Genomic DNA, 21,859 nt, shown 5'->3' with positions numbered 1-21,859 from the left:
CGCGACAAGCGGCCGGCATCGCCGCGGGAATGCGGCCCGTTGCGATGCGGCGGTCTATCGCAACTTACTTGTCGCTCGACGAGCCATGCGGCATCGCTTCCGATAACGCATCAAGCACGGGCGTCAACACATCCTGAGGGCGACCGGTCGTCCAGCCGCCACGGTCCAGGCTGTAAAGGTCGATCTTGCCCGTCACGGGGTAGGCAACCGGTGCCGCGTCCAGAACCTGCGCCATGCCGGAGTAAATCTTCTGAAACGCGAGAATGCGTGCAGCGTCGTTCTTCAGCCGACGACCGTCACCAAGCTTTTCCGCCAACGCCTCTCCGCCGGGCCTTGCATCCGGGACGCGGCACCCAAACTCGACCGTCGCGATCGTTTTGCCCTCGACAGCCGAGTTCGGTCGCTGCGACGACCCGGTTGCCTTGCACTCCGAGCGATTGAGCGCACGCAGATACGCTGCGACCGCTCCTTCGACGGATGGGCGCAGCGCAGCACTCACCTTCGGCGGCATCGGCTCCAGCATCCCGTCGGCCATGTCCTGGCGCATTGATTGGCCCATCTTCGACAGAACGTCGAGGTTGAGCGCGTCCTTGCCGCTGTAACTCGCGCGCACCGCATCGTTGAACTCGCGGGCTTTCGACACATCGCCGTTGACGAATGCGCCGATGTAAAGGTCGACGGTCTGCTCGGGCGTCAGCGGCGCCGCATGCGCGGCGCCCGCCGCGACCAGCAAGGGCAGCACGACGGCGCGTGCGGAACGGGAAATATTCATGGGAAGACAGCCCTCTCTCGATGGTTTGTTTTGTGCGCCCGATGCGGCGGCTGCCGCGACCGGGCCGATCGAGATTGTCCCGAAAAAAGGTGCCGGATGAAAGGACAATGTCAGCAGGCCACGCGCCGGTCCGGCCCGTACGCGTCGCACAGGCGCAAAAAAGCCCGCTCGAGGCGGGCTTCTGAAGGGTGAATCGCCGAATCGGCCGCTGGCCGACGTGCACTTACGCGAACGAGTAGAACACGCGGAACGCGACCTTGCGCTCGGCCCAGAATTCGGCCGCCTCGCGGAACACGTCGAGCAGCGTCTCGCGGCCTTCCTTGTCGAATTTCTGCGCGATCGGCAGCCCTTCGAGGACGATCACGAACCCGGGCTGCGCGCCGGCCTTCGCGACGAGGTCGGTCAGGCAGTCGTACAGCGCGTCGTAGTTCTTCCCGAAATGTTTCGGGAACAGGAACGACGTCGCGATCGTTTCCATCACTTCCTGCTTCGACTGCGCGGCGCCGCAAAACGCATACAGGAAATGCTGGCCGAGCCGGCCGGCTTCGTCGGCGAGATCCTGCACGCGGAACGCGCGGATCGACTGCACGAGATTGGGTCGCACGGTCGTGAAAAGGCTCATAGGCTCCTCGTTCGATGAAAGCCCGGGCTCGGCTTCCTGTTGCTCCGGCGTGCTGCCAGCCTGCGCCGCCGCGTGCAGTTGGATCACGCGCTGAAACAGATTGCCGTCGCCGGCCGCGAACAGTTCCGCCGCCGCCGTTTCGTGCGCGTAGATGGAGTCGCTCATGCCATTCGTCCCGAAGTCATTCAACAATACGTTTAAAACTGTTGTAGTGGTCGCCCGTGTAATAACAGTTGTCGATCCGGCGCAATGGCCCGCCACAGACGATCCGGCGGGCACCGCGATTGCGGGCACGCGGCGTCGGCACCGTGTACTCATGGTAGTAGCCGCGCTTCGCTTTTGGCAGGATCCGCTCGCGGTTGCCAAACACGACGCCGTCTTTCTCGTATGGATACGGACCGCCGGCGCCGATCAGGCCCAGCGTGGTCACGGCCTCGCGCGGAAGACGGGCGGTCGGAATCGTATCGAGCCCGCTCGCCGCCACGTCGGCCGGAACGGCCTCCCGTGCGTAAGCGGCGGAAACCAGACTGCCCGTCGGCGTGCCGACGATACCCATCGCGAACATCGCGAAGACGGACGCGAGCGCGCCGTTGCGGAGCCACTTGCGTGCCATGAACCAGGGTTCCCGCTGTTAAATCAAGTAGTTGACGACCAACAAAGGCGTTAGCGTAGCGTTATTGGCCGCGCGAATCAATGTCCGTTTGGGAATCGAAAGACCAGTGATACCCGAAATTGCGCATTTTTTACCGAAATCACACTACATTTATCTTACATGAGATAAAATGCGGACGGCATCTCTGCATGGCAAGACTCTGCCTCTTGCCGTGCTCGCTACGCTGAGTGGAGAGAGATGCTGCTGTTGCTTGAGGGAAGCGCGTTTGCGCCCTGCCCGCGGCGTGCCCATTGCGGGCACGCCTCTTTTTGCTTTTGTTTACAATTTCGCGCGACGCGCCACGCCGATTCGACCGGCCTGGCGCGTTCGTTTTTGGCTCAGCGCGTGGCGTTCACGTCGGCGACCAGCAGCGCCGCCATGTTGACGATGCGGCGAACGGTCGCCGATTCGGTCAGCACGTGCACCGGCTGCGCTGCGCCCAGCAGGATCGGCCCGATCGCGATGTTGTTGCCCGCGGCCGTCTTCAGCAGGTTGTACGCGATGTTGGCGGCGTCGATGTTCGGCAGGATCAGCAGGTTCGCTTCGCCTTCCAGCGTCGATTCCGGCAGGATTTCCTTGCGCAGCGCCGCGTCGAGTGCGACGTCGCCGTGCATCTCGCCGTCCACCTTCAGCTCCGGCGCGCGATCCTGCAGGATCGCGAGCGTATCGCGCATCTTCTTCGCCGAAGGTGCGTTGCTCGTGCCGAAATTCGAGTGCGACACCAGCGCGACCTTCGGCTCGATGCCGAAGCGGCGCACTTCTTCCGCCGCCATGATCGTGATCTCGGCCAGCTCTTCCGGGGTCGGATCGACGTTCACGTGCGTGTCGACGAGGAAAATCTGGCGGCCCGGCAGCACGAGGCCGTTCATCGCCGCGTACACGCTGCAGCCCGGGCGCTTGCCGATCACCTGGTCGATGAAGTGCAGGTGGCGGTGCGTGGTGCTGATCGTGCCGCAGATCATCCCGTCCGCTTCACCCTTCTTCACCAGCATCGAGCCGATCAGCGTCGTGCGGCGGCGCATCTCGACGCGCGCGAGCTGCTCGCTGATGCCCTTGCGCGCCATCATCTTGTAGTACGTCTGCCAGAAGTCGCGGTAGCGCTCGTCGTGCTCGGTGTTGACGACCGTGAAATCGGTGCCCGGCGTCAGGCGCAGGCCGTAGCGCTGGATACGGTGCTCGATCACCGACGGGCGGCCGATCAGGATCGGCTTCGCGAGTTTTTCGTCGACGATGATCTGAACGGCGCGCAACACGCGCTCTTCTTCGCCTTCCGCGAACACGACGCGCTTCTTCTCTTCCGGCGCGGCGCGCGCGATCTGGAAGATCGGCTTCATCGTCGTGCCGCTGTGGTACACGAACTGCTGCAGGTGCTGCTTGTACGCGTCCATGTCCTCGATCGGGCGCGTCGCAACGCCGCCGTCCATCGCGGCCTGCGCGACGGCCGGCGCGATCTTCACGATCAGGCGCGGATCGAACGGCTTCGGAATCAGGTATTCGGGCCCGAACGACAGATCCTGGATGCCGTACGCGGTCGCGACGATGTCGCTCTGCTCGTGCTGCGCGAGCTCGGCGATCGCGTTGACGGCCGCGATCTCCATTTCACGCGTGATCGTCGTCGCGCCGACGTCGAGTGCGCCGCGGAAGATGAACGGGAAGCACAGGACGTTGTTGACCTGGTTCGGGTAATCGGTGCGGCCCGTGGCCAGCACGGCGTCCGGGCGCACTTCGAGCGCGAGTTCCGGCAGGATTTCCGGCGTCGGGTTCGCGAGCGCGAGGATCAGCGGGCGCTCGGCCATGCCCTTCACCATCTCCTGCTTCAGCACGCCGGCGGCCGACAGGCCGAGGAAGATGTCCGCGCCGTCGATCACTTCGGCCAGCGTCCGGGCTTCCGTTTCGCGGGCGAAACGCTCCTTGTCCGGATCCATCAGCTCGGTGCGGCCCTTGTAGACCACGCCCGCCAGGTCGGTCACGATGATGTTCTCGATCGGCAGGCCGATGTCGACCAGCAGGTCGAGACACGCGAGCGCGGCCGCACCCGCGCCGGACGCGACGAGCTTGACCTTCTTGATGTCCTTGTTGACGACCTTCAGCCCGTTCGTGACGGCCGCGGCCACCACGATCGCGGTGCCGTGCTGGTCGTCGTGGAACACCGGAATCTTCATCCGCTTGCGCGCTTCGCGCTCGACGATGAAGCAGTCCGGCGCCTTGATGTCTTCCAGGTTGATCCCGCCAAAGGTCGGCTCCAGCGCGGCGATCACGTCGACGAGCTTGTGCGGATCCGATTCGTTCAGCTCGATGTCGAACACGTCGATGCCCGCGAACTTCTTGAACAGCACCGCCTTGCCTTCCATCACCGGCTTCGACGCGAGCGGGCCGATGTTGCCGAGACCGAGCACCGCCGTACCGTTCGTGACGACGCCGACCAGGTTGCTGCGCGCGGTGAAGCGCGCCGCGTTGAGCGGATTCTCGACGATCTCCTCGCACGCGTACGCCACACCCGGCGAGTACGCGAGCGCGAGGTCGCGCTGGTTGATCATCTGCTTGGTCGGGGCGATCGCGATTTTCCCGGGGGTCGGGAATTCGTGATAGTCGAGCGCGGCTTCGCGGAGTTTGGCTTTGGAGGAGGCTTGGGTAGACATGTGTCTCTTGGCGGGCGGATTAGAATAACTCTTCGACGGCATTGTAGCGCCAATCATCGGCCGCCAGACCGGCGATTCGGGTGCAACAGCCGCGACAAAATTGTACTGAACGGTGCAGGAACGCCGCCGCTCGCCTCGTACAATGCCGTTCCTTCCATCGTTTCGGATCCATCCGCCGTGCCAGCCGCCCTCTCCGAGTTTTCGCTGATCGAACGCTTCTTCACGCGCCGCGCCGCGCAGGGCGCCCGTGCGTCGACGCTCGGCATCGGCGACGACTGCGCGTTGATCACGCCCCGATCCGGGAAATTGCTGGCCATTTCGACGGACATGCTGGTGGAAGGCCGCCACTTCTTCCCCGACGTCGCGCCCGACGCGCTCGGCCACAAGACGCTCGCGGTCAACCTGTCCGACCTCGCGGCGATGGGCGCCGAGCCGCGCGCGTTCACGCTCGCATGCGCGCTGCCGCGTGCCGACGCGGCGTGGCTGGAAGCGTTCAGCAACGGGCTGTTCGCGCTCGCCGAGCGCTACGGCTGCGAGCTGATCGGCGGCGACACGACGAGCGGCCCGCTGAACCTGTGCGTGACCGTATTCGGTGAAGTCGCGCCCGACGCGGCACTGCGCCGCGATGCCGCACGCGACGGCGACGACGTCTGGGTGTCCGGCACGCTCGGCGATGCGCGCGCCGGCCTCGGCGTCGCGCGCGGCGAATGGGCGGCCGGCGCAAACGAAGCAGCCGCATTCCGGCGCGCGCTCGAGTACCCCGAACCGCGCATCGCGCTCGGCCTCGCGCTCGCGGGCGTCGCGCACGCGGCGCTCGACCTCTCGGACGGCCTCGCCGGCGACCTGCAGCACATCCTGGCCCGCTCAAACGTGCGAGCCGAGATCGATGCCGACGCGGTGCCGCGCTCGGCCGCGCTCGCGACGCTGCCGCCCGACGTGCAGCGCCGCTGCACGCTGGCCGGCGGCGACGACTACGAACTGTGCTTTACCGCGCCAGCGGCGGCCCGCGCGGCGGTCGAAGCGGCGGGCGTAACGGCCGGCGTGGCGGTCACCCGAATCGGTACAATACGCGCGTTGTCCGTGCCGTCGGACCCGCCCGCGATCGCGTGGCGCGACGCCGCCGGCGCGCCTCTCGCTCTCACGTTGCACGGCTTCGACCACTTCCATGCAGACTGACCCGACGCCCGCGCACACCGCGGCCGAGCCCGGCGCCGCATCCGGCGGCAACGCGCCGCGGCGCGCGACCGCACGCTTCATGCTGTCGCACCCGGCGCACATCGTGTCGCTCGGCTTCGGCAGCGGGCTCGCGCCGATCATGTCCGGCACGTTCGGCTCGCTGTTCGGCTGGCTCACGTTCGTCGTGCTCAACCGCTACCTGACGGTGCCCGAATGGTGGGCGCTGATCGCGGTCGGCTTCGTGGCGGGCACGTGGCTCACCGATTTCACCGCGAGGAAGATGGGTTCGGCCGATCCGGGCGCCGTCGTCTGGGACGAGATCGTCGCGATCTGGCTCGTGATGCTGTTCGTCACGCCCGCGACCTTCGTCGGCCAGCTGTGGGCGTTCGTCGCGTTCCGCTTCTTCGACATGCTCAAGCCGCCGCCGATCCGCTATGTCGAGCGCCGCCTGAAAGGCGGGCTCGGCATCATGGTCGACGACCTGGTCGCCGCGTTCATGACGCTGCTCGTGATCGCCCTGTGGCGCTCCGTCGTCGGCTGACCGATTTTCCGACTCCCGTTTCCCGACGCGCATGCCAACCGATTCCGTCGTCCACCAGCTTGCGATCCGCGCAGGCAACAAGCTGCGTGACGAGCACCTGACGCTCGCCACCGCCGAATCCTGTACCGGCGGCATGATCGCCGCGGCGATCACCGACATCTCCGGCAGCAGCCAGTGGTTCGAGCGCGGCTTCGTCACATACTCGAACCAGGCCAAGATCGAGATGATCGGCGTGCCGCCCGACCTGATCGACAAGCACGGTGCCGTCAGCGGGCCCGTCGCGCGCGCGATGGCCGAAGGCGCGCTACGCAACAGCCGTGCGCAGGTCGCGCTGTCCGTCACCGGCATCGCGGGCCCCGCAGGCGGCAGCGAGAAGAAGCCGGTCGGCACCGTGTCGTTCGGCTGGAGCAACCGGCTGCATACCGACGTCGAGACGCTCGTGTTCAAGGGCGATCGCGAACAGATCCGCACGCAGGCGGCCGCGCATGCACTGCGCGGGCTGCTGAAGCTGCTCGACGAGCGCGAGGGCTGATCGGGCCGGGGGCGCACGCCGCGCCCCCGCCTGCCCGCTTACTGGATCGCGTCGGGCTTCACGACGATCCAGTTCTTGTCCGCCGTCACCGGCAGGCCGAGCGACTTCTGCTGCGCGGCCGATTCATCCGACCACGCGCGGATCTGCGCCATCTGCTTGTCCTTCTTGTTCACCCACACGCGCACGCCGCCACGCGCAACGTCGGTCGCGTTCAGCAGCATGTAGCCGTCGGACGTCGGCGTGTCGCCCGCGACGAGCACCGGCTTCTTCCACTGGTCGATCCAGCCGACGATCGAGCCGAGCTTGCCTTCGTACCACGTCATCGGGTTCATCAGGAACGGCGTGATCACCAGGCTGCGGTTCGCGGCCTCGTCGTACTTGCCGGCCTTGATCTGCAATCTCGACGTGGTCAACGCGCCGGTCGCCGGGTTGCGCAGCAGCGTCGTCACGCCGATCACGTTCTGCGGCTTCACGTTGTAGCCGTACTTCGGGTCGGACAGCACGAGCCGCGCGAGCTCCTCGTGCGCGGCCGTCATCACGTAGACCTCGATCCCGTTCTCGCGCAGCGCGTTGTACAGCTCCTGCATCCCGCGGAAGAAACGCGGCGGGTTCACCGTGCCGTCGACCACCTTGTCGCCCTGCCAGTAGCGGATCGGAATCGGCTTGCCATCGGCGAGCATCGCGTCGACGTGGCGCTTCAGGTCGGCCAGCGACTGGCCGGCGAACGCCTGCGCGATCCACGGGTAGCAGACCAGGTCGTCGATCTCGCACAGCCGGTAGTAATAGCTCGTCAGCGATTCCTGGTAGTCGGCGGAATCCTTGAACGGGATCAGCTTCAGCGACGGGTCGAGCGTGTCGCGCGTCAGCACGCCGCGACTCTCGAGGTACGGCAGCAGCGACTCCTCGAGGTCGTAGCGGTAGGTCGTGTTGTCGGCGTCGAACACCGCGTAGTCGCCGCGGTGCGCGTGCGCGGCGATCATCGCGTTCAGCGCCTTCGCGCTGTCGGCCGGCCAGTGCGAGAGATCCGCCGCATGGGCGAACGTCATGCACAGCGATGCAGCGAATGCGCTCAGAAGACGGCGGGACAGCTTGGGCATGGCGTCACTCCCTTTCTTGACATTTTCGTTACGGATCGATGACAAGCGGGAGCATCGCGCGATTAAAGTGGCGACATGCGATACGGAAGCGACGGGAAGTTGTCCGCGTGCGCCAGTGCAGCCAGGCGGGCGGAGGAACGGGAAAACCGAGGGGAAACGGCGGGCTCGCGCGTGGGAGCCCGCCGGAACCGGCTGCCCGGTGCGGGCTGCCGGTGCAACCGATCAACGATGCGCGTTGATCGTGTCGCGGGTCTTCTGCGCGGCGAGCGCCGCGGCTTCGGCAAAATCCTCGCCCTTGCTCGCGTACAGGATCGCGCGCGACGAGTTGATCATCATGCCGGTGCCGTCGGCCGTGCGGCCCGCGTTGACGGTCGCCTGCACGTCGCCGCCCTGCGCGCCGATGCCGGGAATCAGCAGCGGCATGTCGCCGACGATCCCGCGCACGATCTCGATTTCCTTCGGGAACGTCGCGCCGACCACGAGGCCGAGCTGGCCGTTCTTCGCGTTCCACTTGTTCGCCGCGAGGTCGGCGACGACCTGGTACAGCGGCCGGCCGTTCGTGTCGAGGAACTGCAGGTCCGAGCCGCCCGGGTTCGACGTGCGGCACAGCACGATCACGCCCTTGCCTTCGTGCTCGAAGTACGGCTCGACCGAGTCGTAGCCCATGTACGGGTTCACCGTGACGGCGTCCGCGCGATAGCGCTCGAACGCTTCGCGCGCGTACTGCTCGGCCGTGCTGCCGATGTCGCCGCGCTTCGCGTCGAGGATCACCGGCAGGCCCGGATGCTGGAGGTGGATGTGCGCGATCAGCCGCTCGAGCTGGTCTTCCGCACGATGCGCGGCGAAGTAGGCAATCTGCGGCTTGAACGCACTCGCGAATTCCGCGGTGGCGTCGACGATCTGCCGGCAGAATTCGAAGATCGCGTCGGGTTGGCCGTCGAACTGCGCGGGAAAGCGCGACGGCTCGGGATCGAGGCCGACGCACAGCAGCGAGTTAGTGCGCTGCCACGCGGCGCGCAGCGATTCGATGAAAGTAAGCGGGGAAGACATGGCGGGTACTCGCGGCAAACCGTTGGTAGACCGCGTATTTTACCCGCGTCGCCGGCGCGCCTCGCGCGAAGCCGCATTGCCGCGCGCATCGACGCGCTCGACGGTGAACGCGAAACGCCGCGTGAGCCGCTCGCCGGGCGCGAGCAGCGTCATCCCGTGCGCGGTCGCGCCGCCCGGCAGGTTCACCGCGTTGATCGGATGATCGACCGGCTCGAAGCAGAAGAAATCCTCGCCGGGCGGCGTATAGAGCACGTACGCGTCGGCGTCGGCCGCCACCGTCAGCGACAGCCCGCGGCGCGGCCAGCTCACCGTCGCGTGGCCGCCCCAGCCGGTGAACGCATGATTGACGAGCGTGGCCGGCAGCGGATACGCGACGCCGAACTGCCAGGCCGGCGGCACGCTCACGTGCCGCACCGGCAGGAAATCCGCGCCCGACAGCCACAGCCCGCCGGCAGCCGCGGCCAGTTCGGTCGCGGTATCGCGCACGAGGAACGGATGCACGCCGAGCCCGAACGGCAGCCGCGCACGCCCCGCGTTCTCGATCGTCAGCGCGATCGACAGCGTCGCGTCGTCGAGCTCGAACGACTGGATCGCGCGGAACGCATACGGCGCGCCGGCGGTGCGGTCGAGCGACAGTTGCAGCGACGTGCCGGTCGCATCGTCCACCTGCCACCGCGCGAGCCAGCCGTCGCCGTGGATCGGCAGCGGCTCGTCGCTGCGATTGCGCGGCACCGCGACCTTGCGCCCGTCGCATTCGAAGCGCCCGTCGCCGATCCGGTTCGAGTAAGGCAGCAGCGGATAGCACGCGAGTTCGTTCGGATCGGTCGCCGCTTCCGGGTGTTCACAACGGCGGAACACCGGCATCAGCGCGCCGTTGTCGCCGCGCCAGTCGAAGCGCGCGATACCGCCGCCGAGATGCGGCAGCACGTCGAGCCGCAGCAGCGCGTTCGACAGCGTGACGGCCGCCGCATGCGCGGCGCCGACACCCTGCGCGAAGGCAGCCGTCTGCGGGCCGGGGCTGACCGGCTGCGCGGCGGCGGCCAGGCGCGCGCGGCGCGACTGGCTGGTGGACGACGATGCGCTCGAGGACGTGGCGGTCATGGTGAACTCCTTTCCTTCGTCGAAGAAACGATGCGGGTCGTGCGAACGGTCAGGCCCAGCCGCCGTCGACGATCACGTCCTGCGCGGTGATCATCCGGCTGTCGTCGGCCGCGAGGAACAGCGCCATCCGCGCGAGATCGGCGGGCAGCAGTTCGGCATCGAGGCACTGGCCGGCCTTGATCGCCGCGCGGCCCGCGTCGTCGAGCCACAGCCGGCGCTGCTTGTCGGTCATCACCCAGCCGGGCACCAGCGAATTCACGCGGATGCCGAACGGGCCGAGGTCGCGCGCGAGGCCGCGCGTCAGCCCCTGCACGGCCGCCTTCGCCATCACGTAGACGGGATAGCCGCCGTTCTTCAGCATCCAGCTGATCGAGCCGAGATTGACGATCGCGCCGCCGCCCTGCCGCTTCATGTCGTCGATCACCGCCTGCGCGGCGAAGAACTGGTGACGCAGGTTCACCGCGATGCCCGCGTCGAACGATTCGGGCGTCACGTCGCCGATCGCGTGGCGCGTGTCGTTCGCCGCGTTGTTCACGAGCACCGCGATCGCGCCGATGCGCGCGCGGATCGCGTCGATCGCATGGCGCAGCGCGTCGATGTCGGTCAGGTCGCACTGGAGGAACAGCGGCGCATGGCGTACGTGCGCGAGGCTTTCCGCGAGCGCGGCGCCGGCCGCCGCGTCGAGGTCGACGAACGCGACGCGCGCGCCCTGCTCGGCGAAGTGTTCGACGAACGCCGCGCCGATACCGGTCGCGCCGCCCGTGATCAGCACCGCGCGATCCTCGAGGCTCGGGTAGCGTGCATAGCGCGCAGGGCTCGCGGGGTGCGGATCGTGCGCGGAAGTGTCGATGGTCATGCGGTTCTTCTCCGTAAGAGCGGATCGGGTCAGTCGCGGACGCCGCGGTTCTTCAGCTGGTCGAGCAGCACGGCCGCGAGCAGGATCGCGCCGCGCACGAGGTACTGGTAGAACGCGTCGATGTTCAGCAGGTTCATCACGTTCTCGACGGTGCCCATGATCAGCACGCCGATCACGACGCCCGAGATCGTCGCGCGGCCGCCCATCAGCGACACGCCGCCGAGCACGCACGCGGAGATCACGTTCAGCTCGAAGCCCTGCGCGGCGTTCGGCTGGCCCGACGTGATGCGCGACGCGAGGATCACGCCCGCGAGCGCCGTCACCGCGCCCTGGATCAGGAAGATGTACACGCGCGTGCGTTCGACGTTGATCCCCGCGAGCCGCGAGGCTTCCGGGTTGCCGCCGATCGCGAGCGTGTTGCGCCCATAGACCGTCTGGTTCAGCAGCACGCCGAACGCGATGAAGCACAGCAGCGTGACCCAGATCGGCAGCGACACGCCGAACAGCGACAGCCCGCCGAGCGCGATGAAGGTGTCCGACGACACGCCGACCGCCTGCCCCTTCGACACGATGAAGCCGAGCCCGCGCACGATCTCCATCGTCGCGAGCGTCGTGATCAGCGCGTTGATGCGCAAGTACGCGATCACCGCGCCGTTCACGAAGCCGATCGCGGCGCCGGCCGCGACCGCCGCGACGATCGCGACGAACGTGTTGTCGGTCGCGTTCAGCACCATCGCGCACAGCACGCCGGAGAACGCGACGGTCGAGCCGATCGACAGGTCGAAGTCGCGCGACGCGAGACAGAACATCATCGTGCACGCGACCATGCCGATCTGCGAGATCGACAGCGCGAGGCCGAGCATGTTGTCGATCGAGAAGAAGTGATCGACGGTCAGCGACATCGTGATGAACATCACCGCGAAGATCGCGATCAGGCTGTATTCGGTCAGATGCTGCCACCACTTCTGGCGGTCGCTCTGCTGCGGCACCAGCGCGTCGGCCGACGGCTTCACGGCGGCGCTGCCAAGGTTTTCGTTGACTTGCATGATGTGTCTCCTGCTCCTGCATCGCGCGGCCCGCGCCGCGCGTGTTCGATTCGAATGTCCCGGGCGTGTCCGGCGGCGTCAGGCCGCCTCGACCACGCTCGTCTGCGGCAGCGCGAGGTTCAGCACCGCATGCTCGTTCGCCCGCTCGCGCGGCAGCTCGCCCGCGATCCGCCCTTCGCGCATCACCACGATGCGGTCGGACACGCCGAGCACTTCCGGCAGCTCCGACGACACCATCACGATCGCGCAGCCGCGTTCCGCGAGCCGGTAGATCACGTCGTAGATCTCGTGCTTCGCGCCGACGTCGATCCCGCGCGTCGGCTCGTCGAGGATCACGACCTTCAGGTCGGGCTCCGCGAGCCAGCGCGACAGGATCGCCTTCTGCTGGTTGCCGCCCGACAGGAAGCGGATCTTCTGGCGCCGGTTCGGCGTCTTGATCTTCAGCCGCTGGATGAAACGGTCGGCCGTTTCGCTTTCGGCCTTGCGGTTGATGAAGAGCCCCGCGCGCAGCGAATGGCGGCGGCAGCTGATGTTGATGTTCTCCGCGACCGACGCGATCGCGATGATCCCCTCTTCCTTGCGGTCCTCGGGGCACAGCACGATGCCGTGGCGGATCGCATCGCCGGTGCGCTTCACGTCGATGCGCGCGCCGTCGAGTGTCAGCGCGCCCGCGCGCCGGTGATCCGCGCCGTACACGAGCCGCATCAGCTCGCTGCGGCCCGCGCCGACGAGCCCGAAGAAGCCGACGATCTCGCCCGCGCGCACCGAGAAGCTCGCGGGTTCGCGCAGTGCCGGGCCGTCGATGCCTTCGGCCGCGAAGCGCACGTCGCCGAGCGCACGCGGCGCGTAATGATAGATATCCGAAATCTCGCGCCCGACCATCTCGGCGACGAGCCGTTCGCGCGGCACGTCGGCGAGTGATTCGTGCGATGCGATCTTGCGCCCGTCGCGGAAGATCGTGCAGGCGTCGCACAGCCGGTAGATCTCGTCCATCCGGTGCGAGATGTAGATCAGCGCGCGGCCCTGCGCACGCAGGTCGTCGACCAGCTTGAACAGCACTTCGGTCTCGCGATGCGACAGCGAGCTGGTCGGTTCGTCGAGCGCGATCACGCGCGCATTGCGCATCAGCGCCTTGCAGATCTCGACCATCTGTCGCTGCGCGATCGACAGCCGCCCGAGCCGCGCATCGGGATCGAGATCGACGCCCATCGCGGCGAGCCGCTCGCGCACGAAGCGCTTCGCCTCGCGCTTCCTCACCCAGCCGAACGCATTCGGCAGGCGGCCGAGCAGCAGGTTTTCCGCGACCGTCAGGTCGGGCACGTACTGCAGTTCCTGGTGAATCACCGCGATGCCGGCCGCGATCGACGCGGCCGCACTCGCGAACTGCACGGGCTGGCCGTCGACCAGCACGCTGCCCGCATCGGGCTGGTATTCGCCGCCGAGAATCTTCAGCAGCGTCGACTTGCCCGCGCCGTTCTCGCCCATCAGGCCATGCACCTCGCCCGCATGCACGTCGAACGAGATGCCGTCGAGTGCGCGCACGCCGGGAAAGACCTTGCCGATATTGTCAAAACGCAGTGCCGCTGACACGTCGTCTCCCTACTCTTGCAGATCCATCGATCGCCGGCTGCCGCGTTGCCGCCGCAGCCGGCAAGCCGCTTACTTCGACGCGAGCCCCATCTCGTCGCGCACCTTCGACACGTTGTCGCGCGTCGCGAGCATGCCGGTCGTCAGCGTCAGCGCCGGCGGTGCCTTGCCCTGCGTGATCCACGTGTACATCAGGTCCGAGGTTTCCTCGCCGTGGCGCTTCGGGCTGATGATCACGGTGCCGTAGAAGCCCGTCGGCTGCGGCTTCTTGAACTCGTTCAGCGCCGAGTCGGAGCCGCCGATGCCGATGCCGATCATGTTGTCCGCCTTGAAGCCGCGCCCTTCCGCCGCGCGCACCGCGCCGAGCACCGCTTCGTCGTTCAGGCCGTATGCCACCCAGTGCTTGAACTGCGGGTTCTTCGTGAGCGCGATGTTCGCCGCGTTGAAGGCGTTCTCGGTGTCGGTCTTCGCCTGCGGCGCCGCGATCACGTTCGCCTTCGGGAAGCCGGCGGCCACCAGCGCGTCGGTCGCGCCGCTGGTGCGGTCATGCGCGGTCGGCAGCTGCTCGTAGGTGATGTCGATCGCACCGACGTCCTTCATGTCCCAGCCGCGCTTCCTGATCTCGGCCGCGATGCCGTCGCCGACCTGCTTGCCGATGTTGTAGGCGGAGATCCCCATGTGCGGGACCGCCTCGATCGGCTTGCCCGCGCCGTCGACGAGGCGGTCGTCCACCGTCATCATCTTCAGGTTGTGCGACTTCGCCTTCGCGACGATGCCCGGCCCGAGCTTCACGTCCGGCGTGCAGATGATGAAGCCCTGCGCCTTCTGCGCGGACAGGTTGTCGATCGCGCTCATCACCTTTTCACCGGACGGCGCGCCGATCTTCACGAGCGTGAAGCCCTTCTGCTTCGCCGCGATTTCGGCGAACTTCCACTCGTCCTGGAACCACGGCTCTTCCGGCTGCTTCACGAGGAAGCCGATCTTGACCGGATCGGCCGCGTGCACGACGGGGCTCCCGATCACCACCGCGGCCGCGGCCGCCAGCGTTACGAACGTTCTGCGTTTCATCTCCAGTGTCTCCTTGTCTTCATCGAACAGGATGCAGCCGCTTGTTGGTTTCGACGCAGCGTGCGCGCGGCCGTCGCACGTGCGGTCTTTCGAATCGTTGCGTCAGTCGTGATACAGCGCCGCGCGTCCGCCATCGACGGTGATGCACGCGGCATTGATGAACGGCGCCTCGTCGGACGCCAGGAACACGGCCGTCATCGCGACCTCCTCCGGCCGGCCGATCCGCTTCATCGGCTGCAGCGCGAGCGTTTCGGCGCGCGCGGCAGCAGGGTCGGGTTGCGCGTCCCACCAGTCGCGCGTGAGCTGCGTCTCGATGTAGCCCGGCGCGATCGCGTTCACGCGAACGTTGCGCGCCGCGTATTCGATGCCGAGCGCACGCGTGAGGCCCAGCACGCCATGCTTCGCGACCGGGTACGGAAAGCAGCCCGGAATGATCCTGAACGCGTGCGTCGACGCGATGTTCACGATGCTGCCGCGACCGCGTTCGACCATCCCCTCCAGCGCCGCGCGGCAGCCGTGCCACACGCCGTCGAGATCGACCGCGAAGCAGCGGCGCCAGTCGTCGTCGGTCATCGTCAGCGGATCGGCGAACACGTTGATGCCCGCGTTGTTCACAAGTACGTCGAGCGGGCCGAACGCCGCCTCGGTCTGCGCCAGTGCAGCACGCACCGCCTCCTGCCGCGCGACATCCGCCTGCAGCGGCAGCACGCGCGCACCGGCGATCTCGTGCGCAATCGCGGCGGCCGTGCGCTGCGCCTGCGGGAAGTCGAGATCGACGAGCGCGACCGCCGCCCCCTCGCGAACGAACGCGCGGGCGATCGCGGCGCCGATGCCCCGGCCCGCGCCCGTCACCATCGCGACCTTGTCCGCGAGGCGGCCCATCATGCGGCTCCGCCGCGCGCCGCGCGCAAGCCGGCCTGGAACGCACGCGCGTTCGCCGCGGTCGCGTCGGCCGACTGGCCGGGGCGGTACAGCGCCGAGCCGAGCCCGAAACCGTTCGCGCCGGCATTCAGGAACGGCGCCATGTTGTCGGGCGAGATGCCGCCGACCGGAATCAGCGGCACCGCGCGGTCGATCACCGCGCGCCACGCCTTCACGACAGGCACGCCGAGCTGCTCGGCCGGGAACATCTTCAGCACGTCGGCGCCGTTCGTGAGCGCCGCGAACGCTTCGGTCGGCGTCGCCACGCCCGGCGCGCTCGCGAGGCCGCGCTCGCGGGCGCGGCGGATCACGGCCGCGTCGCTGTGCGGCATCACGATCAGCGCGCCGCCCGCGTCCTGCACGCGGTCGACGTACTCGGCACGCAGCACGGTCCCCGCGCCGACGATCGCGTCGTCGGGCAGCACACGCCGCAGCGCGGCGATGCTGTCGAACGGATCGGGCGAGTTGAGCGGCACCTCGACGATCCGGAAGCCGGCTTCATAGAGCGCGTGGCCGTGGTCGGCCGCTTCGGCGGGCGTGATCCCGCGCATGATCGCGATCAGCGGGCACGCGTCGAACGCACGCATCAGCGCGGCGTGGGGCGCGTAGGGTGCGGGCAAGGTCAGGTCGGACGGCATCGAGGAATCCTCTGCAAACAGTTCATTGGTCGGCGCAGACGGGCTCGCCATCCGCACGCACGAGCCCGGCGCGCGACGCGATCCGCCACAGACCGCGGTCGGTCGCATGCGCGACGACACGGGCATGCGGGTGGCCGAATTCCTGGAGCGCATCGGCGTAGCGCGCGCACAGGCTGTCGTCGCCGATCAGCAGCAGCGGCTGGTCCGCGAGCGCGATGCCGCGCTCCGCGAGCATCGCGTCGAGCGCGTTGAGCTCATGGCCGATCAGCAGCCCGGACAGGTAGTCGCCCTGCGCATCGGGCGCGAGCCGGTCGGTCAGGCCGAGCGTGCGCGTGCTGAAGATCGTCGCGAGCAGCCCCGTGTGCTGCGCGCCGCGCGCGACCGAGACGCCGCGCACGAACGCCGCGCGATCGGGCGACGCGCCCGCACGCATCGTGCGGCCGAGGATCGTGTGGTCGCGCAGCACCGCGAACAGCTCGCCCGTCATGAAGGTCTGGAAGCGCTCGATCAGCCCGTCCCTCACCCACGCCCATTTCGCATGGGTGCCCGGCAAGCCGATCAGTACCCCTGAACGATCGGCGCCAAGCGTGGGATCGCTCGCGAGCGCACCGAATATCTGCGTTTCTTCACCGCGCATCACGTCGGGCAGTTCGCCCGTGGCGATGACGCCCGGCACGATCGAGATCGTCGTGCCGCGCGCCGTCGTCACCGTGATGAGGCCCGCGACGAGCGCGTCGGCGCCGGCCGGCACCGCGACGTACGGCGCCTCGCGCCAGCCTTGCGCACTGCCGACCATCCCGGCGGCGAGCACCGGCAGGCCCGGCGTGCGGTCGAGCCAGTCGCCGCACGCTTCCTCGAACACTGCGTCGAACGCGCGCGCGCCGCCGCCCGGCACATGCATCACGCCCGCCGCACGGCTGCGCGTGTCGATGAGCGCGCCGTGCGCGTCGTACAGATAGGCGCGCAGCGACGTCGTGCCCCAGTCGAGCGCGATCAGCGACGGGGTGGCGGTACTGGCATCCGGAACGGGCCGGGTCGAAGTCGTCATCGTTTGATCCTGCGGGTAACCTGCGGCGGGCTCCAGCCCAGTTCCGCGGAAATGGCTCGCGCTTCGCGCTGCACGAGCGGAATCAGTTCGTCCATCCGGTCGTGCGACATGTACGGAATCGTGCTCGCGACCGACACGGCCGCGACGATCGCGCCCGATGCGTCGCGGATCGGCGCCGCCACGCAGCGGATCGACGCCTCGTTCTCCTCGAGATCGAACGTATAGCCGCCGGCCGCGTAATGCGCCATGCGCTGCAGGAACGCGCTCGTCTCGGGCCGGTTGTCCGGCTTGAAGTTGACGCCGGCAAGCGCCCGCCGGGCGGCCTCGAACAGCGAGCGCCACGTGTCGGGATCGGTGTCGAGCATCATCGCCTTGCCGATGCCGGTCGACGCGAGCGGCATCCGGTGGCCGACGCGCGAGCGCATCTCGAGGCCGCGCGTGCCGGGAATCTTGTCGATGTACAGCACGTCGTCGCCATCGCGCACGCCGAGATGGATCGTGTCGAGCGTCGCTTCCGCGAGCGCTTCGAGGTGCGGGCGCGCCACCGCGGTGAGCGGCATCTGCTCGAGCGCGATCGTGCCGAGCTCGATCAGCTTCGGGCCGAGCAGGTAGCCGCCCTGCACCTGGCGCAGGTAGCGCGCCTGCACGAGGCTGCTGACGAGCCGGTGCGTGGTGCTGCGCGTCGTGCCGAGCGCGGCGCCGATCGCGCGCATGTCGCGCGCGCCGTTCGCGATCGCCTCAAGGATCGCAAGACCGCGCAGCAGCGTCTGCGTGCCGGCCTGCTGCGCGGCGAGATCGAGCGGCGTGCTGGTCGCGCCGATGCTGTCGGTCAGCGACGCATCGTCCGGCGTCGCACGCCGGGCGTCTAGGGCAAGGGTGTCGGGCATCTTGTTCATGGGGCGGGCTTCTTCAACGGAACCGGTGAAGCCGTTCGCACGATGCCGGAATGGCGTCCGGCGTCGCGACGAGGCGGCGGTCGATGCACCGAATAAAGCGCCCGGCGAACTTCATGGAAGGTGTCTCCGTGTGCGTCGGGCGCCGCGCGATGCGTGGGTCCGAAGCTGTGATGTGCTTCGGATTGTAGGAGCGCACGCACTCGTCTCCAATATTTGAATGCGTTGCCCAGATAATGAGAATTCGGCGTGAATCCGCCGTGTCTTCGACGTAACGGCGGCTTCATGTGCACGGGGGCGGAACCCGCCGTGCAGCAGGTTCCGCCCCCGTTTACTCACCGCGCGCCGCGCTTACTGCTGGCTGCTCGTGCTGCGTGCCTGCATGTAGCGCTGGACGTCCGCGAACGACACGCGGCCGTTGCCGCCCGAGTCGATCTGCCGGAAGTGGTTCGCGACATAGCCGAGGCCGGCCGCGCGTGCCTGCGATTCGGTGATCGAACCCGTGTTCTGCGCGTCGGCCGCGCTGAACTGCCGCGCGAGCTTGCGCACCACCTGCGCATGCAGCGCGGCGCCCGTCGTCTGCGTGCCGGCGGTCGGCTTGCGCGCGGCCGGCGGTACGTACGGATCGCCGAGCTGCGCCTGGCGCGCACGCGCCGGTGCGGCGGCATCGCTCGCCTGCGCGAACGCGGATACGGATGCTGCGGCGCCGAAACAGGCGAGCGCCGCGGCAACGACGATGAAACGATTCTTCATATCAGGCTCCAGTCTGGAATGAGGTCGTCGACGGCAGGCGCGGCGCCCCCGCGGGCGCGCGTCGCCTGCGTGGCGCAGCATCAGTGCGCGGCCGCGTTGTAGAAGGTCACGAGGTCGGCTTTCTCCTGCGGACGCGACGTATCGTCGAGATAGACCATGTGTCCGCCCTGATAGTCCTTGATCGTCAGGTTCGGTTGCGTCCCGAGCCGCGCGAGGTCGAGCTCGGTCTGGTAGAACGGCGTCGCGATGTCGTGATACCCGTTCAGCGACAACACCTTCAACTGCGGATTCAGCGACAGCGCCGCGGCGAGATCGGGGATCGTGTCCGGCATCGCGAGGCCATCGTGCGTCCAGTCCCACGTATTGATCGCATTGCTGCTCACCGAGTAGGCCGACTGCGCGGTGTACTTCAACTCGTTCGGCAGATACTTGCCGATCGTGTCGGTGAACGGCTTCGTGATGAACGAGCTCGACGGATCGCCGTCGGCCGCCAGCGGGCTCGACACCGGCACGTTTACGCGCGCGTCGTAGCGGCCGATCAGCGTGCCCGGGATCAGCGACAGCTGGAAGCTGTTGTCGAAGAAGGTCGGGACCACGTTGAAGTTCGCATTCCACAGCGACTGCTTCACGCCGGTCGAATTCACCATCGTCGTGACGAGGGTCGGCGGCGGCGGCGTATGGCTCGCCAGATACGCGTTCACGGCAGGCGCGTAGCTGCCGGCCGTCAGCAGGCGCATCTGGTCCGCATACTGCGGCAGGCTCGACGGGTTCGGGTTGTCGAGCTGGTAGTACGCGCCGACCGTGCCGTACGACGGCACGAAACCCGCGCAACTCACCGGGCTCGACCCGTTGTTCGAGTTGCCGATGTAGTCGCTCGCCATGTCGCAGTTCACGTTGTAGTTCAGGATCGACGACTGCAGCACGATGCCGTCGAGCTTCACGCCGGCCGTCTCGAGCAGGTTCGCGAGCACGTCGGTGCGCGGCGTGCCGTACGATTCGCCGAACAGGTATTTCGGCGAGTCGTTGCGCTGGTTCACGGTGATGTAGCGCGTCACGAAATCGCGGAATGCGCCGCCGTCCTGGTCGACGCCCCAGAACGTCTGGTTCGTGTTCGGCGCGATCGCTTCGGAGAAGCCGGTGCCGATCGCATCGACGAACACGAGGTCGGTCGTGTCGAGCAGGCTTTCCTGGTTGTCGACGAACGGGAACGTCGACGTATTCGCGTTCGGGTCGCCCGTCTGGATCCGACGCGGGCCGAACGAGCCGAGGTGCAGCCACACCGATGCCGAGCCGGGGCCGCCGTTGTACAGGAACGTGACGGGCCGCTTCGCCGCGGGCTGGTTGTCGGCCGTATAGGCGACATAGAAGAACGATGCTTCGGGCGCGCCGGTCTGCGGATTGCGCGCGACGAGGTGGCCGGCCGTGGCCGTGTAGCGGATCGTCTTGCCGTTGAGGGTGATCTGGTGATGCGTGACGGCGGCCTTTTCAACCGCGGCGGAGGCGTCGAGCGACGCGGTCGCGCTCGACGAATAACTGTTCGGATCGTTGTACGCCCTGTCCGCCTGACCGGCGGGATCGGCTGAGCTGTTGGCGCTGGCAGCAGCGGACGATGTCACGTCGTCGTTGCAGGCCGTCAGAATCAGCGAAGAAAACACCACTCCCAACAACAGCTTCGCTTTGCTTGCTGGCATCGTTGCTTTCCTTCTCTCGGATGTTTTTTGTGTCGAGCAGCCGGATAAGCCACCCCCCGCCTCGATTGCGGCCGATAAGCCGAGGCGCTGGCCAATATACGCGAGCCCGTCAGCTTTGAAAAATTTTGAAATATTTGGCGGGCGGCCGGTGCGGCGCACACCTTTCAGGAATGCTTCGGTTCGCGAAACATTGCATTTCGCGCGCCTTTCACGGGCTTTCGCGTTTATCCGCGGAGACTAAAAATCTCCGAATTTCGTGCCATATCGGCGAACAAAATCACACGGCGGCCGGTATTGCTCAGCAAAACGAAATAGACGGATTCGTCTAAAGGATGTGGCCCGAAATGATCGCGACATGAATGCGCTGCAGCGCACAAACGTCGCCTGACGGGCGCCCGGGCGACGAAACGGTCAATGCGACGGCGCGAGCGCGCCGTTCACTCCGATTGCGGCAGCTCGGCCGCCCCCATCCGTCGGGCGATGACCGCCGCACGCTGCGCCTGGTACGCCGAGCCGCGATGCGCGTCGAACCAGCGCGGCTTCGGCAGCATCACCGCGAGACGCGCCGATTGCCACGCGCCGAGCCGGCTCGCGGGAATCCTGTAGTAATAGCGGGCGGCCGCTTCGGCGCCGTACACGCCGCGCCCCCACTCGACGGAATTCAGGTAGATCTCGAAGATCCGCTCCTTGTCGAGCACCGCTTCGAGCATCCACGTGATGATGAGCTCCTGCCCCTTGCGGATGTAGCTCTTCTCGCGCGACAGGAACAGGTTGCGCGCGAGCTGCTGCGTGATCGTCGAGCCGCCCGCGACGATCCGGCCGCGCGCCTTGTTCTTCTCCCACGCCTGCAGGATCGCGTCGACGTCGTAGCCGTTGTTGGTCGCGAAAGTCGAATCTTCCGACGCGATCAGCGCGCGCTTCAGGTTGCGCGAGATCTGGTCGTACGGCACCCATTGATGCTGGATCTGCGCGGGCGGCTTGTCGCGCGACAGCCACCACGCGTCGGTACGCATGAACGCGGTCGAGCCCGGGTTCACGAACGACCACAGCGCGATCTGAGCGAGATAGAACAGTTGCGTCGCGAGCCACGCGAGCGCGAACACCGATCCCGCATAGACGATCCAGCGGGTCGGGCTTACCGTCCGCGTGTGCTGCGTGCCGCTCACCGCCACCACG

At 67.5% G+C, this 21,859-nt stretch carries 21 protein-coding genes; 3 read left to right on the top strand and 18 right to left on the bottom strand.

What is annotated here, in order from left to right; genetic code table 11:
- Positions 1–64: 64 nt before the first annotated feature.
- From F3J15_RS20800 to F3J15_RS20785, 4 genes are all read right to left on the bottom strand, one after another.
- Positions 65–772 (bottom strand): hypothetical protein, encoded by a 708-nt coding sequence (locus F3J15_RS20800; protein ID WP_166893756.1) that lies wholly within the window; start codon positions 770–772, stop codon positions 65–67.
- Positions 773–995: 223 nt separating this feature from the next.
- Entirely contained in the window at positions 996–1,559 is a 564-nt protein-coding gene (locus tag F3J15_RS20795) for a barstar family protein (protein ID WP_069247103.1), read from the bottom strand.
- A gap of 16 nt (positions 1,560–1,575) precedes the next feature.
- The gene (locus tag F3J15_RS20790; protein WP_031398890.1) at positions 1,576–2,007 is read right to left on the bottom strand and encodes a ribonuclease; all 432 of its coding nucleotides are present in this window, start codon (positions 2,005–2,007) and stop codon (positions 1,576–1,578) included.
- A gap of 377 nt (positions 2,008–2,384) precedes the next feature.
- Positions 2,385–4,727, bottom strand: coding sequence for an NADP-dependent malic enzyme (locus tag F3J15_RS20785; protein ID WP_269466151.1), 2,343 nt, complete (start codon positions 4,725–4,727; stop codon positions 2,385–2,387).
- A gap of 135 nt (positions 4,728–4,862) precedes the next feature.
- Here F3J15_RS20785 and thiL point away from each other — a divergent pair, with 135 nt between their 5' ends.
- Genes thiL through F3J15_RS20770 form a run of 3 tightly spaced genes read left to right on the top strand, consistent with a single transcriptional unit; the run spans position 4,863 to position 6,934 of the window.
- Positions 4,863–5,861 carry a thiamine-phosphate kinase gene (gene thiL, locus F3J15_RS20780; RefSeq protein WP_166893754.1) on the top strand — a complete coding sequence of 333 codons (999 nt, stop codon included), beginning with the start codon at positions 4,863–4,865 and terminating at the stop codon, positions 5,859–5,861.
- A complete protein-coding gene (locus F3J15_RS20775) occupies positions 5,851–6,402 on the top strand; it encodes a phosphatidylglycerophosphatase A (protein WP_166893752.1) in 552 nt (183 codons plus the stop codon). Before thiL ends, F3J15_RS20775 begins: the two co-directional genes overlap by 11 nt.
- A 31-nt stretch (positions 6,403–6,433) precedes the next feature.
- The gene (locus F3J15_RS20770; RefSeq protein WP_166893750.1) at positions 6,434–6,934 is read left to right on the top strand and encodes a CinA family protein; all 501 of its coding nucleotides are present in this window, start codon (positions 6,434–6,436) and stop codon (positions 6,932–6,934) included.
- Positions 6,935–6,972: 38 nt separating this feature from the next.
- Here F3J15_RS20770 and F3J15_RS20765 read toward each other — a convergent pair whose 3' ends face one another.
- From F3J15_RS20765 to mtgA, 14 genes are all read right to left on the bottom strand, one after another.
- Positions 6,973–8,031 carry a haloacid dehalogenase-like hydrolase gene (locus F3J15_RS20765; protein ID WP_166893748.1) on the bottom strand — a complete coding sequence of 353 codons (1,059 nt, stop codon included), beginning with the start codon at positions 8,029–8,031 and terminating at the stop codon, positions 6,973–6,975.
- Between the two features lie 222 nt (positions 8,032–8,253).
- A complete protein-coding gene (pyrF, locus tag F3J15_RS20760; RefSeq protein ID WP_166893746.1) occupies positions 8,254–9,081 on the bottom strand; it encodes an orotidine-5'-phosphate decarboxylase in 828 nt (275 codons plus the stop codon).
- Positions 9,082–9,120: 39 nt separating this feature from the next.
- Complete coding sequence (locus F3J15_RS20755) at positions 9,121–10,182, bottom strand: aldose 1-epimerase (RefSeq protein ID WP_166893744.1); 1,062 nt, start codon at positions 10,180–10,182, stop codon at positions 9,121–9,123.
- Positions 10,183–10,231: 49 nt separating this feature from the next.
- On the bottom strand, positions 10,232–11,038 hold the full coding sequence (locus tag F3J15_RS20750; RefSeq protein ID WP_166893742.1) for an SDR family oxidoreductase: 807 nt from the start codon (positions 11,036–11,038) through the stop codon (positions 10,232–10,234).
- Positions 11,039–11,067: 29 nt separating this feature from the next.
- Complete coding sequence (araH, locus tag F3J15_RS20745; RefSeq protein WP_043191339.1) at positions 11,068–12,084, bottom strand: L-arabinose ABC transporter permease AraH; 1,017 nt, start codon at positions 12,082–12,084, stop codon at positions 11,068–11,070.
- A 78-nt stretch (positions 12,085–12,162) separates the two neighbouring features.
- Positions 12,163–13,674, bottom strand: a complete 1,512-nt coding sequence (araG, locus tag F3J15_RS20740) for an L-arabinose ABC transporter ATP-binding protein AraG (RefSeq protein WP_166893740.1) — start codon at positions 13,672–13,674, stop codon at positions 12,163–12,165.
- 69 nt (positions 13,675–13,743) lie between these two features.
- Positions 13,744–14,739, bottom strand: a complete 996-nt coding sequence (locus F3J15_RS20735) for an arabinose ABC transporter substrate-binding protein (protein WP_166893738.1) — start codon at positions 14,737–14,739, stop codon at positions 13,744–13,746.
- 102 nt (positions 14,740–14,841) lie between these two features.
- Positions 14,842–15,621, bottom strand: coding sequence for an SDR family oxidoreductase (locus F3J15_RS20730; RefSeq protein WP_166893775.1), 780 nt, complete (start codon positions 15,619–15,621; stop codon positions 14,842–14,844).
- On the bottom strand, positions 15,621–16,298 hold the full coding sequence (locus F3J15_RS20725) for a 2-dehydro-3-deoxy-6-phosphogalactonate aldolase (RefSeq protein WP_089444920.1): 678 nt from the start codon (positions 16,296–16,298) through the stop codon (positions 15,621–15,623). The genes F3J15_RS20730 and F3J15_RS20725 overlap by 1 nt, the downstream gene beginning before the upstream one ends.
- Before the next feature lie 22 nt (positions 16,299–16,320).
- Positions 16,321–17,346, bottom strand: a complete 1,026-nt coding sequence (locus F3J15_RS20720; protein WP_166893735.1) for a 2-dehydro-3-deoxygalactonokinase — start codon at positions 17,344–17,346, stop codon at positions 16,321–16,323.
- Positions 17,343–18,242, bottom strand: coding sequence for an IclR family transcriptional regulator (locus tag F3J15_RS20715; RefSeq protein ID WP_166893733.1), 900 nt, complete (start codon positions 18,240–18,242; stop codon positions 17,343–17,345). Before F3J15_RS20715 ends, F3J15_RS20720 begins: the two co-directional genes overlap by 4 nt.
- 348 nt (positions 18,243–18,590) lie before the next feature.
- Complete coding sequence (locus F3J15_RS20710; protein ID WP_166893731.1) at positions 18,591–18,992, bottom strand: EF-hand domain-containing protein; 402 nt, start codon at positions 18,990–18,992, stop codon at positions 18,591–18,593.
- An 80-nt stretch (positions 18,993–19,072) separates the two neighbouring features.
- On the bottom strand, positions 19,073–20,683 hold the full coding sequence (locus F3J15_RS20705) for a peptidase S10 (protein ID WP_166893729.1): 1,611 nt from the start codon (positions 20,681–20,683) through the stop codon (positions 19,073–19,075).
- Positions 20,684–21,120: 437 nt separating this feature from the next.
- Positions 21,121–21,858, bottom strand: coding sequence for a monofunctional biosynthetic peptidoglycan transglycosylase (gene mtgA, locus F3J15_RS20700; RefSeq protein ID WP_166893727.1), 738 nt, complete (start codon positions 21,856–21,858; stop codon positions 21,121–21,123).
- Between the last annotated feature and the right edge of the window lies 1 nt (position 21,859).

It is taken from the genome of Burkholderia sp. Ap-955 (assembly GCF_011753045.1).
Taxonomy (GTDB): domain Bacteria; phylum Pseudomonadota; class Gammaproteobacteria; order Burkholderiales; family Burkholderiaceae; genus Burkholderia; species Burkholderia lata_D.
This window is presented reverse-complemented; position numbering and strand designations above follow the sequence as displayed.